Annotated in this window: 28 protein-coding genes; 14 read left to right on the top strand and 14 right to left on the bottom strand. The window is 71.4% G+C overall.

Annotated elements, in window-relative coordinates:
- Positions 1-41: 41 nt before the first annotated feature.
- Positions 42-233 (top strand): hypothetical protein, encoded by a 192-nt coding sequence (locus ABEA10_RS28170; RefSeq protein WP_345469009.1) that lies wholly within the window; start codon positions 42-44, stop codon positions 231-233.
- Positions 212-706, top strand: coding sequence for a DUF3237 domain-containing protein (locus ABEA10_RS28165; RefSeq protein WP_345469008.1), 495 nt, complete (start codon positions 212-214; stop codon positions 704-706). Before ABEA10_RS28170 ends, ABEA10_RS28165 begins: the two co-directional genes overlap by 22 nt.
- Positions 707-766: 60 nt before the next feature.
- Here ABEA10_RS28165 and ABEA10_RS28160 read toward each other — a convergent pair whose 3' ends face one another.
- The 4 genes from ABEA10_RS28160 to ABEA10_RS28145 all read right to left on the bottom strand — a co-directional run bounded on the left by ABEA10_RS28160 (position 767) and on the right by ABEA10_RS28145 (position 4,262).
- Entirely contained in the window at positions 767-1,969 is a 1,203-nt protein-coding gene (locus ABEA10_RS28160) for an epoxide hydrolase family protein (protein WP_345469007.1), read from the bottom strand.
- A 212-nt stretch (positions 1,970-2,181) separates the two neighbouring features.
- Entirely contained in the window at positions 2,182-3,057 is an 876-nt protein-coding gene (locus ABEA10_RS28155) for an NmrA family NAD(P)-binding protein (RefSeq protein ID WP_345469005.1), read from the bottom strand.
- An 81-nt stretch (positions 3,058-3,138) separates the two neighbouring features.
- On the bottom strand, positions 3,139-3,738 hold the full coding sequence (locus ABEA10_RS28150) for a TetR/AcrR family transcriptional regulator (RefSeq protein WP_345469003.1): 600 nt from the start codon (positions 3,736-3,738) through the stop codon (positions 3,139-3,141).
- Between the two features lie 278 nt (positions 3,739-4,016).
- Entirely contained in the window at positions 4,017-4,262 is a 246-nt protein-coding gene (locus tag ABEA10_RS28145; RefSeq protein WP_345469000.1) for a hypothetical protein, read from the bottom strand.
- Positions 4,263-4,809: 547 nt separating this feature from the next.
- Between ABEA10_RS28145 and ABEA10_RS28140 the strand changes: the two genes are divergently transcribed.
- Together ABEA10_RS28140 and ABEA10_RS28135 are read left to right on the top strand one after the other, a co-directional pair.
- Positions 4,810-5,673 carry an alpha/beta hydrolase gene (locus tag ABEA10_RS28140; RefSeq protein ID WP_345468999.1) on the top strand — a complete coding sequence of 288 codons (864 nt, stop codon included), beginning with the start codon at positions 4,810-4,812 and terminating at the stop codon, positions 5,671-5,673.
- A 256-nt stretch (positions 5,674-5,929) separates the two neighbouring features.
- Positions 5,930-7,054 carry a hypothetical protein gene (locus ABEA10_RS28135; RefSeq protein ID WP_345468997.1) on the top strand — a complete coding sequence of 375 codons (1,125 nt, stop codon included), beginning with the start codon at positions 5,930-5,932 and terminating at the stop codon, positions 7,052-7,054.
- 136 nt (positions 7,055-7,190) lie between these two features.
- On the opposite strand, the gene ABEA10_RS28130 is transcribed toward ABEA10_RS28135, so the two are convergent.
- Together ABEA10_RS28130 and ABEA10_RS28125 are read right to left on the bottom strand one after the other, a co-directional pair.
- The gene (locus ABEA10_RS28130; RefSeq protein ID WP_345468995.1) at positions 7,191-8,015 is read right to left on the bottom strand and encodes an alpha/beta fold hydrolase; all 825 of its coding nucleotides are present in this window, start codon (positions 8,013-8,015) and stop codon (positions 7,191-7,193) included.
- 11 nt (positions 8,016-8,026) lie between these two features.
- Entirely contained in the window at positions 8,027-8,689 is a 663-nt protein-coding gene (locus ABEA10_RS28125) for a DUF4097 family beta strand repeat-containing protein (RefSeq protein WP_345468994.1), read from the bottom strand.
- Between the two features lie 223 nt (positions 8,690-8,912).
- Here ABEA10_RS28125 and ABEA10_RS28120 point away from each other — a divergent pair, with 223 nt between their 5' ends.
- The 3 genes from ABEA10_RS28120 (at position 8,913) to ABEA10_RS28110 (ending at position 11,414) form a co-directional block, all read left to right on the top strand.
- A complete protein-coding gene (locus ABEA10_RS28120; protein WP_345468993.1) occupies positions 8,913-9,647 on the top strand; it encodes a GbsR/MarR family transcriptional regulator in 735 nt (244 codons plus the stop codon).
- A 179-nt stretch (positions 9,648-9,826) separates the two neighbouring features.
- A complete protein-coding gene (locus ABEA10_RS28115) occupies positions 9,827-10,318 on the top strand; it encodes an Lrp/AsnC family transcriptional regulator (RefSeq protein ID WP_345468991.1) in 492 nt (163 codons plus the stop codon).
- Between the two features lie 109 nt (positions 10,319-10,427).
- Complete coding sequence (locus tag ABEA10_RS28110) at positions 10,428-11,414, top strand: DMT family transporter (RefSeq protein ID WP_345468990.1); 987 nt, start codon at positions 10,428-10,430, stop codon at positions 11,412-11,414.
- Here the strand turns inward: ABEA10_RS28110 and ligA are convergent.
- Positions 11,356-13,347, bottom strand: a complete 1,992-nt coding sequence (gene ligA, locus ABEA10_RS28105; RefSeq protein WP_345468988.1) for an NAD-dependent DNA ligase LigA — start codon at positions 13,345-13,347, stop codon at positions 11,356-11,358. The two genes, ABEA10_RS28110 and ligA, sit on opposite strands and share 59 nt — an antisense overlap.
- A 294-nt stretch (positions 13,348-13,641) precedes the next feature.
- On the opposite strand from ligA, the gene ABEA10_RS28100 reads away from it, so the two are divergent.
- Together ABEA10_RS28100 and ABEA10_RS28095 are read left to right on the top strand one after the other, a co-directional pair.
- A complete protein-coding gene (locus ABEA10_RS28100) occupies positions 13,642-14,598 on the top strand; it encodes a DUF1259 domain-containing protein (protein ID WP_345468987.1) in 957 nt (318 codons plus the stop codon).
- Positions 14,599-14,645: 47 nt separating this feature from the next.
- The gene (locus ABEA10_RS28095) at positions 14,646-14,903 is read left to right on the top strand and encodes a hypothetical protein (RefSeq protein ID WP_345468986.1); all 258 of its coding nucleotides are present in this window, start codon (positions 14,646-14,648) and stop codon (positions 14,901-14,903) included.
- Positions 14,904-14,926: 23 nt separating this feature from the next.
- Here ABEA10_RS28095 and ABEA10_RS28090 read toward each other — a convergent pair whose 3' ends face one another.
- From ABEA10_RS28090 to ABEA10_RS28070, 5 genes are all read right to left on the bottom strand, one after another.
- Positions 14,927-15,295 (bottom strand): VOC family protein, encoded by a 369-nt coding sequence (locus ABEA10_RS28090; protein WP_345468985.1) that lies wholly within the window; start codon positions 15,293-15,295, stop codon positions 14,927-14,929.
- 92 nt (positions 15,296-15,387) lie between these two features.
- Positions 15,388-16,092, bottom strand: a complete 705-nt coding sequence (locus ABEA10_RS28085) for a helix-turn-helix transcriptional regulator (protein WP_329240577.1) — start codon at positions 16,090-16,092, stop codon at positions 15,388-15,390.
- A gap of 45 nt (positions 16,093-16,137) precedes the next feature.
- Positions 16,138-17,136, bottom strand: a complete 999-nt coding sequence (locus tag ABEA10_RS28080; protein WP_345468984.1) for a cation diffusion facilitator family transporter — start codon at positions 17,134-17,136, stop codon at positions 16,138-16,140.
- Between the two features lie 13 nt (positions 17,137-17,149).
- Positions 17,150-17,782, bottom strand: a complete 633-nt coding sequence (locus tag ABEA10_RS28075) for an ACT domain-containing protein (RefSeq protein ID WP_345468983.1) — start codon at positions 17,780-17,782, stop codon at positions 17,150-17,152.
- A 69-nt stretch (positions 17,783-17,851) separates the two neighbouring features.
- Positions 17,852-18,424, bottom strand: coding sequence for an AraC family transcriptional regulator (locus ABEA10_RS28070; RefSeq protein ID WP_345468982.1), 573 nt, complete (start codon positions 18,422-18,424; stop codon positions 17,852-17,854).
- A 351-nt stretch (positions 18,425-18,775) separates the two neighbouring features.
- On the opposite strand from ABEA10_RS28070, the gene ABEA10_RS28065 reads away from it, so the two are divergent.
- Entirely contained in the window at positions 18,776-19,624 is an 849-nt protein-coding gene (locus tag ABEA10_RS28065) for an alpha/beta fold hydrolase (protein WP_345468981.1), read from the top strand.
- 18 nt (positions 19,625-19,642) lie between these two features.
- Positions 19,643-20,878, top strand: coding sequence for an FAD-dependent monooxygenase (locus ABEA10_RS28060; protein WP_345468980.1), 1,236 nt, complete (start codon positions 19,643-19,645; stop codon positions 20,876-20,878).
- A 28-nt stretch (positions 20,879-20,906) separates the two neighbouring features.
- On the opposite strand, the gene ABEA10_RS28055 is transcribed toward ABEA10_RS28060, so the two are convergent.
- A complete protein-coding gene (locus ABEA10_RS28055) occupies positions 20,907-21,335 on the bottom strand; it encodes a MarR family winged helix-turn-helix transcriptional regulator (protein WP_345468979.1) in 429 nt (142 codons plus the stop codon).
- A 104-nt stretch (positions 21,336-21,439) separates the two neighbouring features.
- On the opposite strand from ABEA10_RS28055, the gene ABEA10_RS28050 reads away from it, so the two are divergent.
- Positions 21,440-22,396, top strand: coding sequence for a quinone oxidoreductase family protein (locus ABEA10_RS28050; protein ID WP_345468978.1), 957 nt, complete (start codon positions 21,440-21,442; stop codon positions 22,394-22,396).
- Positions 22,397-22,402: 6 nt separating this feature from the next.
- Here the strand turns inward: ABEA10_RS28050 and ABEA10_RS28045 are convergent, their stop codons facing one another.
- Complete coding sequence (locus tag ABEA10_RS28045; RefSeq protein ID WP_345468977.1) at positions 22,403-23,425, bottom strand: PHP domain-containing protein; 1,023 nt, start codon at positions 23,423-23,425, stop codon at positions 22,403-22,405.
- A 310-nt stretch (positions 23,426-23,735) separates the two neighbouring features.
- Between ABEA10_RS28045 and ABEA10_RS28040 the strand changes: the two genes are divergently transcribed.
- Both ABEA10_RS28040 and ABEA10_RS28035 read left to right on the top strand, forming a co-directional pair.
- Complete coding sequence (locus ABEA10_RS28040; RefSeq protein ID WP_345468976.1) at positions 23,736-24,929, top strand: sensor histidine kinase; 1,194 nt, start codon at positions 23,736-23,738, stop codon at positions 24,927-24,929.
- Positions 24,926-25,582, top strand: coding sequence for a response regulator (locus ABEA10_RS28035; protein WP_345468974.1), 657 nt, complete (start codon positions 24,926-24,928; stop codon positions 25,580-25,582). Before ABEA10_RS28040 ends, ABEA10_RS28035 begins: the two co-directional genes overlap by 4 nt.
- Positions 25,583-25,736: the final 154 nt, after the last annotated feature.

Below are 25,736 nucleotides of genomic sequence, written 5' to 3'. Positions count from 1 at the left end.
TACGTATTGTTTCGGTCCTCACCGCCAACGGAGGGTTGACGATGGACGGCGATCGCATGTTCGAGCCGGCGCAGGCACTGGCCGTCGCCAAGAGTCACCAAGACATCCCTGCGGCCCTGGCACTGCTCCACCCGGAGATGGTGCTGGAGAACCCGGCCTTCGGGACGACGGCCCGTGGCCGGCGGACTCCAGCAACGAAAGGTGACTCCGCATGCTTGCAGACCCACGCGTGAAGGACGTCGGGGAAATCCAGACGGAGTTCCTCTTTGACATCGTGGTCGATCTGAACCCGCGGCTGAACTTCGGCAGGGGACCGGTCGGGCAACGCGTCCTGTTCGGCTCCGCCGGCGGAACGTTCGAGGGCCCGAGACTGCGCGGCGAAGTCCTGCCGGGCGGCGGTGACTGGGCACTGTTCCGCCCCGACGGCGCCATGCTCCTGGACGTCCGGCTCGCCCTGCGGACAGACGACGGAGCCCTGCTGCACATGACCTACGGCGGTCGCTACACCACCCCGCCGGAACTGCGCGCGGAAATGGCCGACCACGCCACCAGGCACCGGGTATCCCCGTCTCGCTACTACTTCAGGACGAATCCGCTTTTTGAGACGGGCGCCGAGTCGCATGCGTGGCTGAACGACATCGTCTGCGTGGGATCGGGCTACCTCGTCGAGGGCGGGATCGCATACAAAATCTTCCAGGTGGTGTGAATGAGCGCCGCCGTTGCCGACGGCTCGCGACCGGGCCAGGCATCACTCCGCCGGGCCGAGTCACTTGGGCGCGGTCTCGCGGAGTTTCCGGAAGAACGTCCTGACGTCGCCGACCAGAAGCTCCGGTTGCTCCATCGCTGCGAAATGCCCGCCCTGCTCGTACTCCGTCCACTGCACGATGGTGTTCGTACGGTCCGCGATATGCCGCAGCGGGACGAAATTGTCCCGCGGGAAGACGGCCAGCGCGGTCGGCGCCGTCGACGGCTCAGGGGGCGTGCCCCAGTAGTCGGCGTGTGCCCGTTCGTAGTAGATGCGTGCTGAGGAGCCGGCTGTGCCGGTCAGCCAGTAGAGCATCACGTTCGTCAGCATCCGGTCGCGGTCGACGGCGTCCTCCGGACGGTCTTTGGAGTCCGTCCACTCCTTGAACTTTTCCGCAATCCAGGCCAGCTGACCCACCGGTGAGTCGGTCAGGCCGTACGCCAAGGTCTGCGGCCGGGTGGCCTGGAGGTCGGCATACCCCTGGCGCTCACGGCTCCACGCCTTGAGGCGTTCCCAGGAGGCCAGCGTGCGCTCGCGCTCGTCAGGGGTTAGCGCCGCCAGTTCCTCGGCGTCGGGTTCTTGGGCCTGGAAGGAATCCGGCAACAGGTTCAGATGGACACCGATGACCCGATCGGGCCGGGTACGGCCGAGCTCGCGGGAGATGACGGCTCCCCAGTCGCCGCCCTGTACTCCGTATTGTGCGTAGCCCAGACGCGCCATCAGCTCGGCGAACGCCGCGGCCACTCGCTTGAACTCCCAGCCCGGTTGCGTCGTCGGTCCGGACAGGCCGAACCCGGGGATGCTCGGGAGCACCAGGTGGAACGCGTCGGCCGGGTCGCCGCCGTGCGCGCGTGGGTCAGTGAGCGGGCCGGCCACCTCGGTGAACTCGACGATCGAGCCGGGCCAGCCGTGCGTCATGAGCAGCGGGGTCGCATCCGGTTCCGGCGAGCGGAGATGGGCGAAATGGATGTTCGCACCGTCGATCGCGGTGGTGTACTGCGGCCATTGATTCAACTCGGCCTCCGCGGCCCGCCAGTCGTACACGTGCCGCCAGTAGTGCGCCAGCTCCTTGAGATAGTCGCGCGGGACGCCATAGGACCAGCCCACACCCGGCAACTCGTCGGGCCAGCGGGTACGGTCAAGACGCTCATGGAGATCGTCCAGATCGCTCTGGGGGACGTCGATACGGAACGAGTGGATGCTCTCATCAGCCCAAGTCGCCATTTCGTGCATGCTACGCCCGGGCTCGGAGACCGGATCGCGCGATGCTGGCCGCACGCCCCGGGACGGGTCCCGGCATCGCCCGCGCCGACGGCGCTGCGGTTCGGCGCCGTAGCGAAGGCGATGACCAACATGATGCGGAGCAAGATCGCCGGGCGCTCTACTCACACTGGGCGGCCGGGCGATCGAGGCGATGGTCGCGTCCGGCCCGAGGGTCAGTGGCCGCTGGGGCTTTGTCCGGTGATGCGGTCGGTGAGCAGGTCGGCGACCGAGCGCGGGGCGCGACCGAGGAGTTCGGCCAGGAGCGGGTCGACTCCGGCGAAGCGGCCCTGGCGGGAGGCCTGGAAGAGGGTGAGCAGCATGCGGGCCATGGCCTCCGAGGAGCCCGCTGCGACCTGGTCGGCGATCCACTGCTCGTCGTCGACGACGACCCGTTCGATGGTGCGGCCGGTGAGGGTGGAGGCGATCTGGGCGATGTCGTCGAACGTGACGGCGTCGGGAGCGGTGACGGTGATCGGGCCCTCGAAAGAGCGGTCTCCGGCGAGGATGAGCGCGGCGGCTTCGGCGGCATCGGCGCGGTCGGTCCAGGAGACGGGGCCGTCGGCCGGGGCGGTGATGGTTCCGGTCTGCTGCCAGGGGCCGAGGAACCAGTCCAGACTGTGAGCGTAGAAACCGTTGCGCAGTGAGGTCCAGGCGATGCCGGTGCCGGCGAGGAGCGCTTCGGTGGCGGCGTGGTCGCCTGCGGGCGGGAACGGGCTGTCGAGACCGGCGCCCTGGTGGCTGGTGTAGAGGATGCGCTGCGCGCCGGCTGCGACCGCGGCTTCGATGGCGGTGCGGTGCAGGGCGACGGCGTCGGCGGTGGGGTCGTTGGAGGAGACCAGCAACACTTGCTCGGCGCCTTCGAACGAGTCACGCAGGGCGTCCGGGTCGTCGTAGGAGCCGCGCCGCACGCGTACGCCGCGGTCGGCGAGGTGCCTAGCCTTGGCGACGTCGCGCACGCTGACGCCGATCTGGTCGGCGGGGACCAGCTTGAGCAGGTGTTCGACGGTGGCGCCGTTGAGCGCGCCGGTCGCGCCGGTGATGACGATCATGATCAGTTCTCCTGTCGGTGGTCTCACGGGATCGCGGCGGTCACGCGCCAGGGCCACGGGCCCTGGTGTGGCGGGTGGCGGCTATCGCCTTTGGAGTAGCGGGAGGAGGACGTCGTCGACGAGGTGCTCCAGGAACGGCTGGTCACAGGGCCGGCCGGCGAAGATGAGCCGGTGCACGATGACGGCCGGGGCGATCTCGGCGAACAGTTCGGCCGCACCGGGCACCAACCACTCACCGCTCTCGACGGCACTGCGGAACGGCTCCTCGGTCATCGCCGCTTCATCCCGGCGCAGGATCCGCCGCATCTCCGCGGCGAGGCCGGGGTCGTTGCGCATGCCGGTGAACAGAGCGCCGAGTAGCCCGATCTCCTGTTCGGCGATCTGATCGGCCAGCCACCGTACGGTCAACAGCAGTGCCGCACGCAGGTCGCCCGGCGGGGTGGCCGGTGGCGTTCCCGGCACGCGGTGTTCGACCGCCGCGGCCACCAGAGCGGCCTTGCCCGGATAGCGCCGGTAGACCGTCGGCTTGCCGACCCCGGCCCGGGCCGCGACCGCATCGATCGTCAGCCGGTCGTATCCGACCTCGGTCAGCACCAGCAGCGTCGCCTCAAGGATCGCGACGTCACGACCGGCGTCCCGAGGCCTGCCGCGCGCTGGCGCGGGCCTGCGCCCATCCGACATCGCCCACCTCCTCGGTTAGCGAAACGAAACTGGAACGTAACGTAAATTAGCGAGGGTTCGGGCGTCCAGTCAAACTCCGCACTCGCCGGCGCAAGACGGCCAGTGGCGATGACGGACCCCGAGGAATCGCTCACGCGCGGACGCGAGGTGGGCGCGCAGCTCGGCGTCTCCTCGGCGAGCCGCGCCGGGAGTCCTTGGACGGTGGGCTGCCGGAGATCACCTGCCTCAACATGAAGCGTGTGCTCTGCCTGTCCCCCACCGGCCGGTGCTCGGCTCAGTCAGAAGGGCGAGTCGTCGGCGAAGCGCCTTGGCACGCGCCGGTAGTCCTCACCGTCCACGCGCTCCAGGTCGTCGGCGAGCATCCACACGTCGACTCCCCGCCACGTGACCTGCTCGCGGGCCAGCCAGGCAACATGCCCCCACCAGCGGCCGTACTTGTCACGCTTCCACGCCAGCAGGAACACGAGCCGCCCGCTGCGCTTGACGCGGACGCCCGGCGCAAGCCACTCCGATTCTCGCGCCACATTCGAACACACTATCGAGTATGCGGATCGCCGACGAAGGACACCCGTGCCGCGTCCACCTGGCCACCCGGGTCGGAGCGCTCCTCCGCTGAGCCACGTCGACGACCGGCTTCGGGAGCGGCCTCGGCCGCGTCGCCGGGCGCGGTCGGAACTTGACGAGTTCCCGGGCTCCGCTCCGGCCTGAAGGCCGGCCGGGGTGCTCGGTCCAGCACCGGGCTTGGCTGGATGTGGTCAAAGGCTTCACCCGGGGTGCGGCGCGGCAGACGATCACGGCGGCACCGGCCGACGCGAGGCGGCGAGAACGGTGCGCCGAGCCTGCGTCAGCGCGGGGAGAACGAGGAGGCCTCGGATGAGTGCGGATCGTCGGGAAGCCCGAACGCCGGGGTCGGGACAGGGCCACGAAAGGCGCGCGGTCCCACGGCTGGCCGGTCTGGTGATGGCCGCAGCGCTGGCGTGCCTGACCGCGGTGGCAACGCCGGCCGGCGCCGGCGCCAGCCCTCATGCGGCGCCGCCCAGGGCCGCCGCCGCTGACGATGGGGCGCATGTCGTGGCGCGGCAATGGATCGACGAGCGCACGCTCGACCTGACCATCGATTCGCCGGCGATGGCGGGCAATGAGCAGGTGCGGCTCCTCCTGCCCCCCGACGCGAAGGCCCGCCCGCACAAGCGCTGGCCGGTCCTCTACCTCCTGCACGGATGCTGCGACAGTTACGTCAGCTGGACGCGCTCCACGGACGTGGAGCGCCTGACCGCCAGGACGGACGTACTCGTGGTCATGCCCGAGGCCGGCACCGACGGCTTCTACTCCGACTGGTGGAACGGGGGCAGCGGCGGCTCGCCCCGCTGGGAGACGTTCCATCTCACCGAGCTACGCCAGATCCTGGAACGCGGGTTTCAAGCCGGCCCGAGACGGGCGGTCGCCGGCCTGTCCATGGGCGGGTACGGAGCGATGAAATACGCCGAGACGGGCCTGTTCCGCGCCGCCGCCTCCTACAGCGGCGTCCTGGACCCGCTCAGCGATCCCGACGGCGTGCTCGCGTACCTCTACCCGGATGCTCTCTGGGGCGACCCCGTCGCTCAGCGCGCCGTCTGGGAGGCGAACGACCCCACCGATCACGCTGATCTCCTGCACGGGGTCAAGCTGTTCGTCGCGTCCGGCAACGGACAGCCCGGCGGCCCGTACGACGGGTCCTCGCAGACCACCGACCGCACCGAAGCCGAGGTCTACGCCGAATCCCGCAACTTCGTCCACGCACTGCGGCAGGCGCACGTGCCCGTCACCACCGACTTCTACGGACCAGGCCACCACGCCTGGCAGTACTGGCAGCGGGATCTGCACCGGTCCTTCCCCATGCTGATGCACGCGATCGGCGCCCAGACGACCCCGGCCGGACAAGCCGCAACCCGCTGAATCCTCTGACCTGGGCGGCCGGGTCGCGGGCCACCAGTTCACTCACGGCTCGGGGGGTCGGCCCGGTGGTGTGCGTCGCTTCTTCGCCTGCGAGCAGGCCGTGGCGCTCACGTACCGGGCATATACCGGATCTATACCGGCGCTGCGTACGCTGAGCCGCCCGTTAGGCCCGAAGGAAGGGCAGGGTGTGGCCGGCCAAAACGCGAAAAGGCGCGCGGGTTGCGTCGGTTGTTCGATCGTCGCCGTAGCGGTCGTCTTGACCCTGTACATCAGTGCGCTGCAGACGGTGGCCAGCGCGGTACTGCCCATCTTCCTGGCGTTCGTGTTCCCGGCCGCGGCGGTCAGGAGGTACGGTCGCCGCCGCGGTCACTTCCCGGTGGCCCTGGCGGTCGTAGCGGGAGTGGCGGCCCTGGGCACCGCGCTCAGCCTGTTCGCGCTGTTGGGCTTGGCCGTACGGTACGGCGACGAGGCAAACTACGTCCGAAAATACGGAACCCCCGTCACGGTGCATTACCAGTTCGGCCATTGCCGTTACACGGTGACCGCCCGCACACATAAGCCAAGCGATCCCGACTGCGGCGGAGCGACCTGGACGAGCAAGGACGGCCATGTTCACAGCGGCACGTTGAAACTGTCCTGGACCGACTACGACAAGGCCGGAACGAGCGGCACGATTCGCGGGTATGCGGGGCACGGCAACAGGGTCTACACCGCGCACAAGGCCTCTGCCGTGAGCGCGCCATGGGTTTATCTGGGCCGGATTCCGCTGTGGACGATACTGCCGGGCGTGCCGGCCGCGGTCCTCGGCTGGCTGGCGCTGGTGCTGTCCGGTCGCAAGGAGGACAAGGCAGGTGGCACGGCGTCCCCGGTGCGGGCTCCGGCGCCGGCGGCGCATCCGGTTCCCGATTCCGCGCCGGAACACGCCACGGACGCGGACTTCGAACGGCTCGCCCGCGAGCAGGGCTGGACGGCCCGCCCGCCGATCGGGTCCATGACCAGGGCGGCGGACTGGTTCGGGCGGCCGCTGGGGCTTCTGCGGGGCCACCTCGATGGAAGGCAGTTCGTCGTCTCCCGGTACGCCCGGACGACGCAGATCACGGTCCTCCTGCCCCGATCGCTGCCCGACCTGGACGTCGACGGCGCAAACGACGGTCAGCCACGGGTCACCGGCGGCGCCGGCCTCGGCGAACCCGTTCTGCGGCAGATCCGCGACGTCGCCCGGCGCGGGAACACCACCAAGCTCTGGATCCGCAAGAACGGACTCCACCAGACCTATGCCGGGGCACTCGGCCCCGGAGCGGTCGTCGACCGGCTCCGGGAAGCCGTCGCGCTGGCCGGCACGCTCAGCGCGGAACCGTTCACGGAGACACCGCCGGGTTGAGCGGCCGGCGCGCCCGCCACCGCCCGAGCGCTGGTTTTCCGACCGGCGCTGACCTCGGGGTGACGGGCTCGTCTTCGGCGGAGACGGCGGTGGGGATGGAGTCGGCCGGCTGATCGTCCGTCTGCTGATCAGGTCTTCAGCGCTCCTCGTGGTCGAGGGCGGCGACCTCGCGTACGGCCTCGGCCACGGCCCGGAAATCCTTCTTCAGGATCGCACCGTGGTTGCCGGCGACCTTCGCGCTGATCTTGATGTTCGTGTTGCGGGCGGTCACCTTCTCCAGGCTCGTGCGTATCCGCTCCTGCTCATCGCCGCGGCTTCCGAAGGAGGTTCCCGACGCGACCACATACCGCACCGGGACGGTGATGTCGTCCAGCACGGGGCCCAGTTCGCGCTCGCGGGAGAGCCTGCCGAGCTCGATGTTGCTGTCCGCCTGCTGTTCGGCGGTCATCCGCGGGGTCAGGCCCGTCGGGCGCAGCAACGGCGTGAACCAGCCCATCCGCCGGAACAGCTTCCGGATCCGCTGCTCCATGGCCTCGTCCAGCCAGTCGTACGGGAAAGCGCCGTCGACCAGGACCGCGCCCACGGTACGGCCGGGATTCCGCCTGGCCCAGTGCGCGGCGACGCATGCTCCGTAGGACCAGCCCACCAGCAGCGCCCGGTCCACCCCCCTGGCCGCGAGAACGGCATCGACGTCCCGGACGGCGGCCTCGAAGGAGTAGTCGGCCGAACGCTTCGATCTGCCGCGGGCCCGCTCGTCGTAGGTGATGTGCCGCCACCCCGTCCCGAGTTCGGCCAGGACCCGCCGCCAGTACCCCTGAGTGGCGAACTGGCCGTTGAGGTAGACCACCGGCGTCCCGGGGCCGCCGGTGTCGGTGACGGCCAGGGCCGTGTCGTCGACCGGCACCATGCCGGTCCACCTCGAACCGGTCGAGGGAGTGTCGTTGTCCGTGGTGTTCGTCATGGTGGTGCTCCTCAGAGGCTGCGGGCGGTGATGTCGCCGTGAGAGGTGGTCGCGTGGATGTCGAGTTCGGCGGTGCCGTCGTTCCTGAGGGAGTTGCTGACGCGGCCGTAGGAGGTGCCGGCGTCCAGGGAGGCCGAGACTCCGGCGGCGGCGCCGATCGAGATGTCCCCGGACTGGGTGCGCAGCACGACCGTGCCGCGCACGGCCTCGGCGATCCGGATGTCACCTCTCGCGGTGCTGATCTCCGCGGGGCCGCCCAGCCGGCCGACCTCGACGTCGCCGTCGGTCGCGGTGAGGCGGACGCTCGCGGCCTCGTCGATCTTGATCTGGTGATACGCGCCGTCGAAGACGACGTCGCCGAGCCGCCCCACGGCCCGGAGTTCGGCGCTGGCCGCCTTGGCCTCGATGCGGGAACCGGCGGGCAGCTGGACCGTCACCTCGATGGATCCGGAGGGGCCGACGTACTGGTTCTTCGCCGGAGTCTCGATCCGCAGGACGCCGTCGGCGTACTCGACCGTGGTCTGCTCCGCCGCCTTCACGTCGCGGCCCTTGGCGGCGTTCGCGGGCAGGACCTCGACCGCGGTGTCGGCCCGGTCGGCGGCGATGAGCTGGACGCGTCCGGCCGGGATGTGGACGACGGCGGCGATCGGGGCGGGGGTGTCGAACTTCTGCATCGTGTGCTCCCTGTGCTCGTTGTTTCGAACACTGGAAACGCTACGTTGCCTTCACTGATTGAACAACCAGACCTTTGCATGAAGACCATGCATCTGCAGGTCACAGCCAACTAATCGTTGCAGTGGTCGTGAAAGGTAATGCAACAAGGGTCATCTGTTCGTTGCAATGGATTGAAGGTTAACGCTAAGGTGGAGGCGTCGGAGGAACACGAGGGAGATCGCGATGCCCGGAGGCAGGCTCACCCAGCAGGACCGCCAGCAGATCGCGCTGGGGCTGGCTGACGGCCTCGCCTACGCCGAGATCGCCAGACGCCTGGACCGCCCCACCTCCACGATCACCCGCGAGGTGATGCGCAACGGCGGCCCCACCGCGTACCGCGCCGACCTGGCCCACCGCGCGACCGAACGCCGCACCCACCGGCGCAGGCAGGCCGCGCCCCGGGAGCCGCAGGCGGCCCCGCAACCCCACGGACGCGACCCCGAAGCCGTGCGCGAGTACGAGGAGATGCTCACGACCGTCTTCATGCAGTCGGGCCTGCCCAAGATGATGGCCCGGGTGCTGGGCTGCCTCTACACCACCGACGCGGGCAGCCTCACCGCCTCCGAACTGGCCCAGCGCCTCCACGTCAGCCCCGCGTCCATCTCCAAGGCGATCGCGTTCCTGGAGAGCCTGGACCTGGTCCGCCGCGAGCGCGACGAACACCGCCGCGAGCGCTACGTCGTCGACGACGACCTCTGGTACCAGTCGATGATCCGCAGCGCGCGGGACAACGCCCAGCTCGTCGAGACCGCACGCAAGGGCGTCGGCGTCCTCGGCCCCGACACGCCCGCCGCCACCCGCCTCGAGAACATCGCCCGCTTCCTCGACTTCGTCACCGAGAGCCTCACCCGGGCCGCCGAACAGGCCCGCGAAGTCCTCCACACCAAACCCGCGACCCACGAGCCCGACGCCCAGTGACCAAGCGCCGCCGGGTGGCGCGTAGGAGGCGGAACCGCGGCCCTACGCCGCGGAGAACCAGCCGAAGCACCCCTGGCGCCGCGCTCCGAGCCGCCTCCGGGACGGCCGAATAAAATTCGGCGATAGCGGCGGCGAGCCGACGTCGCGCGTACGGAGTTCGGCGTGATGGAGGGGTTTTCGTGGACGCGGTGGACCGGGAGATCCTGCGCCGGTTGCAGCGAGACGGCCGGCAGACCAACCGGGAGCTGGCCCAGGCGGTGGGGATCGCCCCGTCGACCGCCCTGGAGCGGACGCGCGCCCTGCGCGAGCGCGGAGTGATCACCGGTTTCCACGCCGGGGTGGACATGACGGCGCTCGGCCGCAGCGTCCAGGCGCTGATCTCGATCCGGATCAGGCCGCAGTCGCGGGAGGCCATCGAATCGGTGCGGGACAGCATGGCCAAGCTCCCCGAGACGCTGGGGGTGTTCGTCGTGACGGGCAACGAGGACCTCCTCGTTCACGTCGCGGTACCCAGCACGCGCTACCTGCGGGACTTCGTCCTCGACCGCCTCGCGCGACGCAAGGAGTTCGTGGACGTGCGCACCACCGTGGTGTTCGACTACGTACAGCCGGCCGAGCAGTCCGAACTTTCCGACGTCGTGGAGCGGGATCCCCGAACGTCGTACGGCTGAACGCGGTGTGAGGCCGCGAGCGGCGAACGAGTGACGGTCATGGCGTATCAGCGCGAACGAAGTTCGGCCGACGATCTGATACAGCGCACTTCTCACTAGCGTCGCGGCCATGGAGCAACGAAACGACGTTTCCGGAGTGCTGCTGGTGCTCATGGCCGGGATCCTGTGGGGCACCGTCGGTCCGGCCCAGCTGCTGGCCGACGTCCCCGCGGGTCCGGTCGCCCTGGGCGGTGCCCGGATCCTCCTCGGCGGCGTCGTGCTGGCGGTCACCGTTCTGGTGACGGCTCCCGGTGCGTACCGCACGCTGTCCCGCACGTCGTGGCCGCCGCTGCTGGCCGCCTCCGCCGCCACCGCGACGTTCCAGGCCGCGTTCATGACCTCGGTCGCGCGGACGGGGGCGGCCGTCGCGACCGCCATCGCGTTCGGGATCGCGCCGGTCAGCACCGGCGTCTGCGAACGGCTGGTGCTCGGCACCCCGCTGACACGGCGCTGGATCGGCGGCACGGCGTTCGCGATCGCCGGCTGCGCCCTCGTGATGACGCCGGCCGGCCCCGTACGGATCGACGCGTACGGCGCGGCGTTCGGCGCGTTGGCCGGGGGATGCTTCGGCGTCTACACGGTGTCGGCCAAGCGGCTCATCCAAGGGGGCGTCGGCATGCCGGCCGCCGTCTCGGTGACGCTGCTGGCCGGTGGGGCGGTCCTCGCTCCGTGGACCCTGGCCGGGCTGCCCGCGCTCGGCACCGTACGCGGGCTCGCCCTGATCGCGTGGCTCGGCCCGGTCACCGCGGCGCTGGCGTACTGGTTCTTCGTCGCCGGCCTGCGCCGCGTCACCGCCGCGACCGCGGGCACGCTGTCACTGGCCGAACCGCTGGTCGCCACCGTCCTGGCCGTCTCCGTCCTCGGCGAGCGCATGTCCACGCCGGTGACCGCGGGTTCCGTCCTGCTGCTCGGCGGGCTCGTCATCGTCTCGCTACCGTCGAGGCGTCCGCCCGCGGCGAAGGCCCCGTCCCGCGGACAGCGGGGCTTTGAGACACGCCCTAAAGCACGCCGGCCTCGGCCAGCCACTGCCACAACTCGTCCTGGCGGACGACCGTGACGCCGAGCTTGTCGGCTTTGCCGGTCTTGGACGCGCCGACGTTCTCGCCGGCGAGCAGGTAGTCGGTGTTGGCCGAGACCGACGAGGCGGTCGTCGCCGCCGCCTGCTCGACCAGGCGCGTGACGTCCGGGCGGCTGATCTTCGCGCCCGAGCGTGGATCGGTGAAGGCGCCGGTGATCACGACCGACCTGCCCTTCAGCGGCGAGTCGTGCGCGGCCGCCGCGTCGAGCGGCCGGTCCTCGTCCAGCACGTCGAGGTTCACGCCGCGCTCACGCAGCCGGGCGATTTCTTCCTTGACGTCCGTGCGGGCGAAGAAGTCGACGATGCTCGCGGCGGCTTTCGGGCCGATGTCGCGGATCGCCACCAGGTCCTCGGCCGTCGCCGCCGCGACGTCCTCGATGCGCTCGTAGCCGGCCAGGCACAGGCGCTTGGCCGTGCCCTCGGAGGCCATCGGGATCGCCATGCCGATCAACGCGCGCCGCAGCCCCATGCCCTTGGAGGACGCGATCGAGTCGACCATGTTCTTGGCGCTGACCTCGCCCATCCGCTCATAGCCGAGCAACTGCTCAGCCGTCAGATCGTAGAAGTCGCTGCGGCGCTTGAGCACCCCGTCCTCGGCGAGCTTTTCGATCCAGACATCACCGACGCCCTCCATGTCGGCCGCCTGCCGCGAGGCCCAGTGCATCAGCCGGCGCGTGACCTGCGCCGGGCACTGCAGATTCACACACCAGCGCTCCTCACCGGTGCCACGGACCTCCAGCTCCGAGCCGCACGACGGACAGTGCGCCGGCGGGACGATCTCGACCTCGCTCCCATCGCGCCGCTCGGGCAGCGAGCGGCCGGCGAACGGGATCACATCGCCACGCCGTACGACCGCCACCGTGTCCCCGATCCGCAGATCGCGCTCACGGATCAACCTCGGGTTGTGGAGGGTGATGTTCTCCACGGTCACTCCGCCGACGAACACCGGCTCGACCCGCGCCCGCGGCGGAACCCGGCCGATCTTGCCCACCGGCCACTCCACCGACAGCAGTTTCGTCAGCTTCTCCTCCGGCGGATACTTGAACGCGATCGCCCCACGCGGCTCGGCGCTGTTGAAGCCCGCCGCGTCGAACGCCGCCGGCTCGTGCAACCGCACGACCGCGCCGTCGATGTCGTAGTCCAGCCCGTCACGGCGCCCGCCGATCTCATCGATCGCGGTCAGCACCTCCTCGACGCTCGCGCACACATACTGGGCGACCGGATCGAACCCCGCCGGGACCTCCAGCGCGACGCCGTCACGATCGGCACCGAACGCGAAGAACCGCAGCAGCCGCTCGGCTTTCGCGGCCGCCACGGGATCCTTCAGCACCAGCGTGCCCGCCGCGCCCGACCGCGGGTTGGTCAGCGTCCGGTCCGGGTGCGCCTCGTTGTAGGCGGCCCACACCGACCGCAACATCACCGCCTCACCGCGGACCTCCACACGCCCCGGCACCTCGATCTCGACCGGCAGACCGGGAATCACATGGCGCACCTTCTCGGTCACCAGTTCACCGACCGCGCCCGTGCCGCGCGTGGCGACGTAGTCCAGGCTGCCGTCGACGTAGACCACGCTGAGAGAAAGCCCGTCGAGCTTTTCCGACACGCGGAAGACCTGGCCGCCGAAGCGCCCGCAGAACGTACGGATCTGCTCCTCATCGGTGGCCTTCGCCAGCGAGAGCATCGGACGCGCGTGCCGCACGGTCGGGCCGGTCAGCTCCGCCGGCGCGTTGACCTTGCCGAGCGGGCTGTCGGCCGGCTCCAGCTCCGGGTGCTCGGCGACGAGCGCCGCCAGCTCGTCCTTCAACGCGTCGTAGTCGGCGTCCGGCAGCGGGCTGTCGCCGGTGCCGTAATACAGGTCGTTCAGGCGCTTGACCTCAGCGGCCAGCTCAGCGATGCGCTCACCTATGTTCACGCCCCGATTAAACGTCAAGCCACCGACATCCACGCCCTGCCCGGAGCCCGGCCCCCGCGGGCGGCATCGCGCGACCCGAGTCCCGGGAGGCGCGCATCACGGGATCCGTCAGGGCTCGAGGTCGGCCACCCCCTTGTACTGACCGCACCCGGCCGGAGGGGCGGATCCGCTCGCGTTCCGGGCTCCGGCGCCGGCGAGCACCCGCTGGCCGTACGGGGTGGTATGCGCCCTCGAAACCGGGGAATGGCTCACCTATCGGACTCCAACACCTCGGTCCGCGGGGGGAGGAAGACGATGACCGGTCCATGCCCGCAGCGAATACGCGCCTCACGGGCGTCGGCACACGGGTTCCGCCGCCGCGCGCCGATCCTGGCGACGGCCGCCGCCGTGCTCGCCATGACCGGCGGGCCGGCCCTGGCGAAGGCCGGTGACGTCGACTGGAACGCCGTGGGCCGCGCCATCGGCCGGCCGCTCCAGACCGAGGCCGGTGATGTGCACACCGCCGAGTGGCTGCGCACCGACCTGCGGGTCGTCAACGCCGGCGTACGGGAGAACCCCGGCATGGAGCTGAACGCCGAGGCCTCCTTCCACCGGACCGGCCCCGGCAAGGCCCTGATGATCGGTGAGGTCACGCTCAAGAGCTCCGAGGTGAGCAAGGTCGCCGACGCCCTGCGGCAGGGCGGTGTGGAGATCACCGCGCTCCACAAGCACATCCAGGACGAGACCCCGCGGCTCTGGTGGATGCACTACTGGGCGCTGGGCGATCCGGTCCGCATCGCCCGTACGATGCACACCGCTCTCGCGCGGACCGGCATCCCTCTCAACCAGCCGGAGACCACCGAACCGCCGGTCGCCCTGGACACCGCGGCGCTGGACCGCGTCATCGGCGCCAAGGGCGAGGACGAGAACGGCGTGCTGCAGTACCACATCCCCGTCGCCCAGAAGGTCACCGACACCCGCGCCCACATCACGCTGCCGTACCTGATGGAGGCCTCGACCCTGCTGATGTTCCAGCCCCTGGGAGGCGGGCGCGCCGCGGTCAACGGCGACTTCACCATGACCGCCGACCAGGTCAACCCGGTGATCAACGCCCTGCGCTCGCACGGCATGACCATCGTCGAGCTGCACAACCACATGCTGTACGAGCAGCCCCGCCTGTTCTACATGCACTTCTGGAAGACCGGGAACGCCATCGAACTCGCCCGCGCCCTGCGCGCGGGGCTCGACCAGGTCCACGCGCCCCACCACTGACGCGACGCAGGGGCTGCGCGACGTCGCGTCGCGGTACGCCGGAGAGTTTGGGGGACACCGTGGCGGAGCAGGCGGAGGGGCTCCGGTGGAATCCGCCGGACCGGCCGTACCACATGCTCGGCGGGGAGCACTTCGCCGAGGTCCTCCGGCTGCTCGACGGCCGAGGCGACCCGTGGCAGCGCGACGACGACGGCCTGGACGCCGAGATCGACGCCCGCTTCGAGGCGTGCTTTCGCGCGCCGGCCGCCGCCGCGGGCCGCGACGTCGACGCCGGCCCGCCCGTCCACCTCTGGACGCTTGACTGACCGGCGTCGGCACAGGCGCCGGATCAGGCCCTGGGCGGCGGGGTGAAGATGCCGAAGTGGTTGCCGGTCGCGTCGCGCAGCTGGGCGAAGACCAGACCGTCCGGCGTGGTCGTCGCCGGCACGATCGCCTTGGCGCCCAGCGACTCCGCCTTCGCCAGCGTCCCCGCCACGTCCTCGACCGTCACGTAGAAGATGGCGTAGCCGGGGAACCGGCCCCCCGTGTCGGAGAGGCCGCCGCCGACGTGGTCCGCGCCCGGCGCCGTGATCTCCTGGTACGGCCCGTCGCCGGCGAACGTCCAGCCGAACAGCTCGCCGTAGAACCGCCGGGCCTCCTCCGGCCGGTCGGTCGCGACCTCGAACCATTCCACCGCGTTGTACTGCTGAGCACTCATCATCGTCACCTTCCGGTATGGGACTCCCCGCGGATCCGCGCGGGACGACACGTACGATCCCGTCCGACGGCGACAGCCCTATGTCGGTGTTTTCAGCCGAGTTGGAGCGCGTGCGCCACCAGGTCCGGAACGCGCGGTGCCATGTCGCCGAAGTCGCGTACGGGCGCCGTCTCATCCAGCAGGGACGCCCGCCGGATGCGGTCCATACGGAACAGGCGCGGGCCCTCGCGCAGACGGCACCAGCCGACCAGGTACCAGTCGCGCGCGCCCGACACGAACGCGACCGGCTCGACGTCGCGCTCGGTCTCGGCGCCGGCCCGGTCGACGTAGCTCAGCCGCACCACCTGGCGCAGTGCCACGGCCTCCTCGACGACGGCGGGCACGGCGGCGCGGTCGTCCTGCGTGCCCGGCACCAGGAACTGGATCCGCTCGGCCAGCTCACGCGCCTCGGCGCTGTCGGCGGCCGACATCGCGGCAACGATCTTCAGCAGGGCGGTGCGCGCGGAGCGGGCGAACGGGGCTCCGGTGGCCTGGCCCAGCGCGATGCCCACGGCGACCGCCTCCGCCGGGGTGAAGTTCATCGGGGGCAGGGTGCGGGTGCGGTCGAGGGTGTAACCGCCGCCGCGCCCGGTGTCGGCGTAGATCGGCACTCCCGCCTGCTGAAGCGCGCTCACGTCCCGTTCGATGGTGCGGACGCTGACGTCGAAACGGTCGGCGAGCGAGCGGGCGGTGCGCCGGCCGGGTGAGCTCGCCCGGAGTTCTTCGACGATCGCGTAGAGCCGGTCGGTACGGTTCACGCCCCGACGTTAGGCCGCGACACCGACATTTACCGGCGAACGCGGTCAGCCGGTCTCGTCGGACACGACCTCACGTTGCCGACCGTACCGGGCCAGAACGCGTTCGCGCAGGCCGGAGTCGTCGCGGGGCACGGGTTCGAGGAAGACCTCATAGACCTCGCGGTACGTCTCGTGCAGCTCGCCGTCGAGCCGCGCGCACGCGCGTTCGACGTCGGCGGCGCCGAGTGAGTCGTCGAAGTCCAGCCTTGCGCAGACGAGGATCTGGTCGGTGCCGACGTTCATCGTCAGCAGGTCGACGAGCTCTTCGACCTCGGGCGCGTCCGTCAGCATCCGGCGCATGCCCTCGAGCACCTCGGGCCGTGCCTGGCGCCCGACGAGGAGTTCCCGGTTCGTGCGGCCGAGCAGGAACGCGACCAGCGACAGCATCAGGCCGATGAGCAGCGAGGCGACGCCGTCGCCGACGGCCGAGCCGGTCAGCTGGTGCGTCAGCAGGCCGAGAGCGGCGAAGGCGATGCCGAGCAGCGCCGCCGAGTCCTCGAAGAGCACGGACTTGGCGGTCGGGTCGTCGGTCGCGCGGAGGAACTCCAGGAAGCCCTCGCCGCGCTCGCGCGCGTGCTTCCGGGTCTCACGGAACGCCTGCCTCCACGAGACGGACTCGAGCACGGCCGAGATGGCCAGCACGATGTAGCCGACGAGCGGGCTGGCCTCCTCGGCGCCCTTGCCGAGAAGCGCCCCGAAGCCCTGGAGGAAGGCGAACAGCGCCCCCATCCCGAAGATGCACACGGCGACGAGGAGCGACCAGAAGTAGCGCTCGGTGCCGTGGCCGAAGGGATGCCGCGAGTCCGCGGGCCGCTCGCTGCGCCGCAGCGCGGTGAGGAGGAGCAGTTCGTTGATCGAGTCGACGAACGAGTGCCCCGCCTCGGCCGCCATCGACGCCGAGCCGGTCATCAGCGCGGCGACCGTCTTGGCCAGCGCGATGCCCAGATTGGCCGCGAGCGCCAGCAGGACGGTCAGCAGGCCTTGCTGCTTTTTTACCTTCGCCACGCGCCATAGGGTGTCACGCCGCAGTTGAAACGCCCAATACGGCCTCGGCGGCCGTCGCGAGCTGGATCAGCCGTTCGACCTCCGTCCGGTGGAACGGCGGGGCCGCCACCCGGGCCAGGAGCAACGTCCGCGTGGCGCCGCCGACCGGCACGCAGGCGTACCGGACCCCGTCCTCGCCGGTGAAGGCGCGCCCGGCGGAGACGGGGAGCGGCGGCGGCACCACCGGGTCGGGCGCCTGCCGGCTCGCGTGCACCACCGTGCCGTCCGGGCCGAGCATGACCGCCCAGTCGGCACCGAAGATCTTGGGCACCGCCTCGACCAGCGCGACGACCCCGTTCGGCGGGTTCGCGGCCATCTGGCCCACGATCTCGACGTCGGAGAAGACCCCCGGTGCCTCGCTCGTACGCCAGACCCCGTCGACCACGACGCCGCGGACCGAGTCCAGCGCGTCGCACAGGACGTCGAGCGAGACGCCGTCCGGCCAGGTGACCGTGACGTCGTCGATGGCACGGCCCGCGGCGCGCTCGAGCACCACGACCTGGACGATGTCGGCGCCGGCGGCGCCCAGCGTACGGGCGACCGTTCCGAGCGACCCGGGACGGTCCGGAAGCTTGATTCGGATGCGCAGGAGCGACAAAACGCTCACCTCCCTGACAGGCAAGATGCCTTACCGACATTTCCGGCATGTTGCCTGCGTGTGTCCATGCCGCTACCGCTACGGCGTGGCGGGTGTCCCCTGGGTGGGCCAGGCGATGTCGTCGACGGCGAGGAAGGGCTCGCCGGCCACGGTCGCGGGGGTCGCCCCGGTGAACGCCACGACGTCGCGGTGCAGGTGGGACTGGTCGGTGTAGCCGGCGTCGGCCGCGACCCGTGCCGCGCCCTCGCCGGCGACCAGGCGGTGGGCGGCGTGGTCGAAGCGGACCAGCTTCACGGCGCGCTTGGGCTGCAGGCCGAGCTGCGACCGGAACCGGGACCACAGCCGCTTACGGCTCCACCCGACCTCGGCCGCGAGTCCGTCGACCCGGGCCAGGCCACGGCTGCCGACGATCCGGCGCCACGCCCAGGCCACCTCCGGGTCCACCGGCGGCCCCGTCTCATGCCGGCGGGCGAGCAGCGCGTCCAGCAACGCGAAGCGGTCCTGCCACGACGAGACCTCGCCCAGTCGCTCGCGGATCCGCGAGACCTCCCGGCCCCATAGGTCATCGAGGGCCACCACGGCGCCGTCGAGGTCGGCGGGGGCGACGCCCAGAACCGCGCGTGCGATCACCGGGGACAGGCGCACCTGCACGCACTCGACGTTCTCACCGCGCGCCCAGACCGCGCCTCCGGACCCGATCCCGGCCCGGCCACGACACTTCCCCGCTGTTGCCGCCCGGCGGCGTCGTCCACGACGGGCGAACCGGCGCCGAACTCCAGAAGCAGCGTCACGGCGGGGTGCGGGACCATCCGGAGCGCGTCCAGGGTACGGACGTGGAACCCGGCCATGGTGATACCGGCGACCCGGCTGGGCCGCCGCGGGGACGCGACGCCCCACACAGCCGCATCGTGCACGAACGTCCGCACCGTCCCATGCTAACGAGCCGGCGGAGGGGAACATTCGTACAATCCTCCGGCGCGTACCGGCCGCGACAGTGGGCGCATGACTGTTTCTGACGGCGGACCGCAGCGGAACGGCGCCACCGAGAGTTCGACCCTGCCGATGGCCGACGGCGACATCCACGTGTGCCAGGACGGCCCACGCGACGCCCCCGCGCTCCTGCTCATCCACGGGTCCGCGTCCTCGACCCGATCGTGGGACCCGATGGTGCCGCTGCTGACCGGATCTCACCGCGTAATCCGGATCGACCTGCTCGGGCACGGCCGGTCGGCCAAACCCGCCGACCGCGGTTACGCGCTCCCGGACCAGGCCGACCGGGTGGGCGCGGCCCTGGACCGGCTCGGCGTCGAGCACGCCGTGGTCGTCGGCCACTCCAGCGGCGGCGCGGTCGCCACCGCCCTCGCCGAACAGTGCCCTGACCTGGTGACCGCGCTCGCGTTGATCAACACCGGTCCCCGCCTGGACGCCTTCATCGCACCGGAGTCCGCCGCGGCCGGACCGTCGCAGTGGCCGCCGGCCGACGAACAGCTCCGGCGGTTCGCGAGCACCGCCTTCCGCCGGGCGGGCTACCGGATCCCGCCCGAGCTCCTGGACGACGTGCGCGCCATGACCTACCACACGTTCACCGCGACGATGCAGGCCACCCGCCACTACCTGGAGCAGCGTGCGCTCCCGGATCGGCTGGCGGTCCTGGGCAAGCCGCTACTGGTGATCTTCGGGGAGGACGACCGCAGATGGCGCTCCTCATCCGCCTCCGACTACCGCGCCGTTCCGGGGGCGAAGGTCGAGTTGCTGCCCGGTCTCGGGCACTCGCCCCTGCTCGAGGATCCGCCGCGGACCGCCGCTCCCCTGCTGGCCTTCGCCGCGACCCACGCCGTACGGGCGGACTGAATGACGAGGAGGGGAGCGATGCGGATTCTCGTCTCCGGCGCCAGCGTCGCCGGTCCGGTGCTGGCCTACTGGCTCACGAGACACGGCTTCGAGGTCACCGTCGTGGAACGGGCCCCCGTGCTGCGCAAGACGGGCGGGCACGCGGTCGACCTGTTCCGGCCCGCGATGAACATCTCGGAGAAGATGGGCGTGCTCCCGCGCGTCGAGGAGCGGGCCACCGGCACCAGCCGGATGACCGTTCACCAGGAGGGCGCACGGCGTCCCGTCCGGGTGAACCTGTCCAAGATCTTCAGTGCCGCCTCCGACCGGCACGTCGAGATCATGCGCGACGACCTGAGCGAGATCTATTACGACGCCACGCGCGACGACGTCGAGTACGTCTTCGACGACTCGATCAGCGCGATCTCACCCGACGGCGAGGTGCGGTTCGAGAACGCGGCGCCGCGCCGTTTCGACCTCGTCGTCGGCGCGGACGGGCTGCACTCCAACGTGCGCCGCCTCGTCTTCGGCGAGGAGTCGCGCTTCAGCGCCTTCGTCGGGGCCTACCTCGGGGTGCTGACCCTGCCGAACGTCTTCGAGCTCGACGGCGAGCTCCTCATCCACGTCGGCGTCGGCCGCACCGCCGGCATGTACGGCGCGCGGCACCTCGGCGACGCACGGGTGTTGTTCCTGTTCCGGAGCGAGCGCGAGCTCGACCACCACCACCACGACGTGCCCCGGCAGAAGGAGCTGCTGCGCGGTGCGTTCGACGGCATGCACCCCGACGTGGACCGCTGGCTGGACGAGCTGGACCGCACCCCGGCGTTCTACTTCGACTCGATCACCCAGCTCCACATGGACACCTGGTCGCGGGGCCGGGTGACGCTCGTCGGCGACGCGGGCTATAGCCCCGGCCCGGCCGTCGGCGGCAGCACCAGCCTGGCCGTCGTCGGCGCGTACGTCCTCGCCGGGGAGCTGGCGCGGGCGGGCGGTGACCACGAGCGCGCCTTCCCCGCCTACGAGCGCGCGATGGCGGAGCACGTACGCGGCAGCCACGCGGCCGCGCTGAGCGCGGCGAAGACCCTGATCCCCACCTCACGCCTCGGCGTACGGGGACTGGCCCAGGGCGCCCGCCTGATCTCCGCCCTCCCCGCGGGGGCCGGCCGCGCCCTTCTCCGCCTCACCACCGGGAGCGCACGCCTCTACAACTCCATCACCGTCGACGACTACCCGCCGCCGCCCGCCGCATCACGGGTCGGGCTCGGGGCGGAGTAGGGCCGTCGACAGGGGACGCGAACCGTGATCATCCGACCAGCCTGGCCAGGAGACCGCTGAGGCGCCTCCGGTCGGCCGGCGCCAGGCCGCGGGTCATCGGCGTGAGCAGGTCGGCGACCTTGTCGGTGATGACGCCGGCGAGGCGCCGTCCGTCCGGGGTGAGGGCGACCCGGACGGCTCGCCCGTCCTTCTCGCTGGCGTCGCGGCGCACGAGCCCACGCCGGACGGCACGGTCGACCAGCCCGCTCACCGAGGAACGCTCAAGCCCCAGGTGCGCCGCGAGCTCGGCCATCATCGGCTCGCGGTCCCGCAGGATCGCCAGGACCCGCAGCTGCGTCAGCGACAGATCGTGCTCCGCCGCCACCCGGCTCAACAGCGCCATCACCGCGAACGAGGCCTGCACCAGCCCGTCCATCAGCTCGGCGGAGACCTGGTCGCGGCCGGCGTGTGCGTCCATGCTCCTACCGTAGCTTGAAATAGTTCGTAATGCCATCTAATTTAGTTCGCATTGCCACTCATTTTCGAGTCGCGTCCGGAGCCCGGTCACCCTGGAGAGCCAGCATGCGCGCAGCGGTCGTCACCTCCTTCGACACCCCACCGACCTGCCAGGACTTCCCCACACCGGCGCCGCAGGCGCCCGGCGAGGTCCTCGTCGACGTCATCGCCGCGGGCCTGCATCCGCGGGTGCGGTCCCAGGCCGACGGCTCGCACTACACCGGCTCCGGCGAGCTCCCCCTCGTCCCCGGGATCGACGGCGTGGGCCGCGCCCCCGACGGCACGCTGCGCTACTTCGTCCTGCCCGACACCGCGATGGGCGCGATGGCCGAGCGGACGGTCGTCGACCTGCGCCGCAGCGTCACCCTGCCCGAGGAGGGCGATCCGGTGCTCATCGCCGCGGCCATGAACCCCGCCATGGCGTCGTGGGTCGCCCTTCGCCGCCGCGTGAGCTTCCAGCCCGGTCAGAACGTCCTGGTGCTGGGGGCGACCGGCAGTTCGGGGCGGATGGCCGTCCAGGTCGCCCGGCACCTCGGCGCCGTCCGGGTCATCGGCGCCGGACGCCGACCCGATCGCCTCGCCACGCTCACGGATCTCGGTGCCGACACGACCGTCTCCCTCGACGGCTCGCCGGACGAGGTCGCCCGGCACCTCGGGCAGGCGGCCGGCGACGCCGACGTCGTCATCGACCACCTCTGGGGACCGCCCGCCGCGGACGCGATGCGCGCCCTCGTCATGAACCGCACCGACCGAGGACGGCCGCTGACCTGGATCCAGATCGGCTCCGTCGCCGGACCCACCGCCGCGATCCCGTCCGCGGCGCTCCGTGCCGCGCGCCTGAGCATCGTCGGCAGCGGGCAGGGATCGGTGCCGACCGGGGACATCCTGGCCGAGCTTCCCGGCCTCGCCGCCGAGATCACCCGAGGGACCTTCCGCATCGACGCGCGCGCCGTCCCGCTCGCCGACGTCGAGGCCGCCTGGCGGGACACCGGCGGCGGCCGGCGCACCGTGATCACTCCCTGACCGGTGTCAGCCGGCGGTCCAGGCGAGCAGGTCGTCCAGGCTCATCGTGTTGACGACGCGCTCCGGGGGCACGCCGCACCGGGCGGCGCGCTCGCATCCGAACGGCTGCCAGTCGAGCTGTCCCGGCGCGTGGGCGTCGGAGTCGATGGAGAACCGGCAGCCCGCCTCCAGCGCGGGCCGCAGCAGGCGTTTGGGCGGATCCAGCCGGTCGGGCCGGGAGTTGATCTCCACCGCGACGTCGTGCCGTACGCAGGCGGCGAAGACCTGTTCGGCGTCGAACTCCGACTCGGGGCGCTTGCCACCGCGCCGGCCACCGGCCGCGACGATGCGGCCGGTGCAGTGGCCGAGGACGTTGACGCGTGGGTTCTCGATGGCGCGCAGCATGCGCGGGGTCATCTCGGCCGACGGCATGCGCAGCTTGGAGTGCACGCTGGCGACGACGACGTCGAGCTCGGCCAGCAGCTCGGGGTCCTGGTCGAGCGAGCCGTCGTCGAGGATGTCGACCTCGATGCCGGTCAGGATGCGGAACGGCGCGAGCTCCTTGTTCAGCGCCGCGACCACGTCGAGCTGCGAGCGGAGCCGCTCCGGCGACAGGCCGTTCGCGACCTTCAGCCGCGGCGAGTGGTCGGTGAGTGCGACGTAGTCGTGGCCGATGCCGATCGCGGCGGCCGCCATCTCCTCGATCGGCGAGCCGCCGTCGGACCAGTCCGAGTGCGTGTGCAGGTCGCCGCGCAGCGCCGCGCGCAGCGCCTCGGTGGCCTCGTCGAGCGGCCGCCCCTCGGTCGCCTCGAGCCTCCGCAGGTACACGGGTGTGTCTCCGTCGAGCGCCTCCTTGATCACCAAGGCGGTGACCTTGCCGACGCCGGACAGGTCCTCCAGCGTGCCGGCCCGCGCGCGGGCGGCCAGCTCGTCGGCCGGGGTCCGCTCGACGGTCGCGGCCGCCCGGCGGAAGGCGCGCACCCGGTAGGTCGCCTCGCCGGCGCGCTCCAGCAGGAAGGCGATGCGCTTGAGTGCCTCGAGCGGCTCCATGGCCTCCTTTCTACCCGGACCGTCCGACATCCCCTACCGAAGTAGCATCCGCGAGATCCCTCCCTAGGCGTACGCCACCGGCGCGTACGCCCCCTAGGCTCGGCCCGTGACCGAGCGGAGCGAGGGAATCGAAAACGCGCCCCTGTGGTCACCCTCCCCGACGAAGGAGGGCCCATGACCGAGCGAAGCGAGGGAATCGAAGACACGCCCCTGTGGTCACCCTCTCCGACGAAGGAGGGTCCATGACCGAGCGGAGCGAGGGAATCGAAGACACGCCCCTGTGGTCACCCTCCCCGACGAAGGAGGGCTCATGACCGGTGAGGGGAGCGCCGCGGCGCCGCGGCGTGGGCGCATCCGCTCCCGGCTGCGGGTGGGCCGCGTCGACATCGTCGTGGCGCTGGACTTCCTCATCGCCCTGGTGTTCTTCGCCATCGACAACGCCGTTTCGCAACCGGTGCAACCGGCGGCGGCCCCCGCTCATCCCTCCGACGTCCTGCTCATCGTCGGCTCCTTCATCACCGCCGCGCCGCTCACGCTTCGCGACCGGCGGCCGCTCGCCGCCTGGCTGTGCTCGGCCGGCGCGATCCTGGTCAACCGCGGCCTGCTCCTCGTTCAGGGTCTCTCGCTGCCCTACCTCCCGGGCGCCGTCGTGGTCTACCTGCTGTGCCTGTACGCGGTGGGGGTCCGCGGCGGCAACCGCGTCACGGCCGGCGCCGCCGTCGTCACCGTCGTCGGCGCGGCCGTGGTCGACTCGTCCACCGCGGTGGTCGCGATTCCCGCGATGATCCCCCTCCTCGTCGGCCTTCTCGTGCGGATGCGACGCACCACCCGGCAGGCCCTCGCCGAGCAGGAGGCGCGGCACGCGGCCGAGACCGCCGTCCTGGAGGAGCGCCAGCGGATCGCGCGTGAGCTGCACGACGTCGTCGCCCACCACATGTCGGTCATCGCGATCCAGGCCGAGGCCGCGCCGTACAAGGTCACCGATCCCCCGCCGGAGCTGGCCGAGAGCTTCGCCGAGATCCGCGCCAGCGCCCTGGCCGGGCTGACCGAGCTGCGCCGGGTGCTCGGCGTGCTCCGCACCGGCCACACGCCGGACACCGCGCCGCAACCCGGCCTCGACCGCCTCGAGGAGGTCGTCGCCTCCGCCCGGAGCGGCGGGCTGACCGTCGAGGTCCGCTCGACCGGCGAGCCGCCGCCGCTGCCCCAGGGCGTGGCGCTGTCGGCGCACCGCATCCTGCAGGAGGCCCTCAGCAACGCCATGAAGCACGCGCCCGACGCGTCGGTGACCGTGGACATCGCCTACCGCGCCGGCAGCCTGCGACTGCGGGTCGTCAACGGTCCCGGCACCGCGCCCCGGCCGGTCGCCGAGAGCGGCGGCGGCCACGGTCTCGTCGGCATGCGCGAGCGTGCGAGCATGCTCGGGGGGAGCCTGGCCGCCGGTCCCGAGCCCGACGGCGGGTTCGCCGTCACCGCCGTCCTCCCGTACGAAAAGGCCTCAGCGTGATTCGTGTGCTCATCGCCGACGACCAGGGCATGGTCCGGTCCGGTTTCTCCATCCTGCTGAACGCCCAGCCCGACATCCAGGTCGTCGGCGAGGCGGTCGACGGGAAGGAGGCCGTGAGGCGCGCGGCCGAGCTCCGTCCCGACGTGGTGCTGATGGACGTCCGCATGCCCGTGATGGACGGCCTGGCCGCCACCCGGGTCGTCACCGCGGGCGAGGACGCGCCGAAGGTGCTGGTCCTGACCACCTTCGACCTGGACGACTACGTGTACGAGGCGCTGCGCGCGGGCGCCAGCGGATTCCTGCTGAAGGACGCCTCGGCCAGTGAGCTGGCCGAGGCCGTGCGCGTCGTCGCGAGGGGCGACGCGCTGCTCGCCCCGGCGGTGACCCGCCGGCTCATCGCCGAGTTCGCCCGCATGGGCGCGCCGCGGGGACCGGACGGCCGGCGCGCCGAAGGGCTCACCGAACGCGAGAGCGAGGTGCTCGGCCTGGTGGCGCGCGGCATGTCCAACGCCGAGATCGCCGCCGAGCTCGTCGTGGCCGAGCAGACCGTGAAGACGCACGTCGGGCGCATCCTGATGAAGCTGGACCTGCGCGACCGCACCCAGGCCGTGGTCTACGCGTACGAGACCGGCCTCGTACGCCCGGGCGGGTAGCACGAACCCGGGTCACTCGTACTCCCACGACGTACCTGAGAGGTACGCGCGGATGCGCTCCCGGGAGGGACGCGCACCACGGCCGCCCGTCCGTAACTTCCTGTCCCGCCGTCCGGCCGCCCCGGCCGGACGGCGTGGACCGGAGGGAGACCGG

It is taken from the genome of Actinoallomurus oryzae (assembly GCF_039541955.1).
In the GTDB taxonomy this organism is placed as follows: Bacteria; Actinomycetota; Actinomycetes; order Streptosporangiales; family Streptosporangiaceae; genus Actinoallomurus; species Actinoallomurus oryzae.
Note: the sequence above shows the minus strand (reverse complement) of the source record. Positions and strands in the feature narration are given on the sequence as shown.

Excerpts from the sequence above, each read along its gene's own strand:
- ABEA10_RS28170 (WP_345469009.1), top strand. The coding sequence starts at position 42 with ATGGACGGCGATCGCATGTTCGAGCCGGCGCAGGCACTGGCCGTCGCC.
- ABEA10_RS28165 (WP_345469008.1), top strand. The coding sequence starts at position 212 with ATGCTTGCAGACCCACGCGTGAAGGACGTCGGGGAAATCCAGACGGAG.
- ABEA10_RS28160 (WP_345469007.1), bottom strand. The coding sequence starts at position 1,969 with ATGGCGACTTGGGCTGATGAGAGCATCCACTCGTTCCGTATCGACGTC.
- ABEA10_RS28155 (WP_345469005.1), bottom strand. The coding sequence starts at position 3,057 with ATGATCGTCATCACCGGCGCGACCGGCGCGCTCAACGGCGCCACCGTC.
- ABEA10_RS28150 (WP_345469003.1), bottom strand. The coding sequence starts at position 3,738 with ATGTCGGATGGGCGCAGGCCCGCGCCAGCGCGCGGCAGGCCTCGGGAC.
- ABEA10_RS28130 (WP_345468995.1), bottom strand. The coding sequence starts at position 8,015 with ATGACGAACACCACGGACAACGACACTCCCTCGACCGGTTCGAGGTGG.
- ABEA10_RS28125 (WP_345468994.1), bottom strand. The coding sequence starts at position 8,689 with ATGCAGAAGTTCGACACCCCCGCCCCGATCGCCGCCGTCGTCCACATC.
- ABEA10_RS28120 (WP_345468993.1), top strand. The coding sequence starts at position 8,913 with ATGCCCGGAGGCAGGCTCACCCAGCAGGACCGCCAGCAGATCGCGCTG.
- ABEA10_RS28110 (WP_345468990.1), top strand. The coding sequence starts at position 10,428 with ATGGAGCAACGAAACGACGTTTCCGGAGTGCTGCTGGTGCTCATGGCC.
- ABEA10_RS28100 (WP_345468987.1), top strand. The coding sequence starts at position 13,642 with ATGACCGGTCCATGCCCGCAGCGAATACGCGCCTCACGGGCGTCGGCA.
- ABEA10_RS28090 (WP_345468985.1), bottom strand. The coding sequence starts at position 15,295 with ATGAGTGCTCAGCAGTACAACGCGGTGGAATGGTTCGAGGTCGCGACC.
- ABEA10_RS28065 (WP_345468981.1), top strand. The coding sequence starts at position 18,776 with ATGACTGTTTCTGACGGCGGACCGCAGCGGAACGGCGCCACCGAGAGT.
- ABEA10_RS28060 (WP_345468980.1), top strand. The coding sequence starts at position 19,643 with ATGCGGATTCTCGTCTCCGGCGCCAGCGTCGCCGGTCCGGTGCTGGCC.
- ABEA10_RS28055 (WP_345468979.1), bottom strand. The coding sequence starts at position 21,335 with ATGGACGCACACGCCGGCCGCGACCAGGTCTCCGCCGAGCTGATGGAC.
- ABEA10_RS28050 (WP_345468978.1), top strand. The coding sequence starts at position 21,440 with ATGCGCGCAGCGGTCGTCACCTCCTTCGACACCCCACCGACCTGCCAG.
- ABEA10_RS28045 (WP_345468977.1), bottom strand. The coding sequence starts at position 23,425 with ATGGAGCCGCTCGAGGCACTCAAGCGCATCGCCTTCCTGCTGGAGCGC.
- ABEA10_RS28040 (WP_345468976.1), top strand. The coding sequence starts at position 23,736 with ATGACCGGTGAGGGGAGCGCCGCGGCGCCGCGGCGTGGGCGCATCCGC.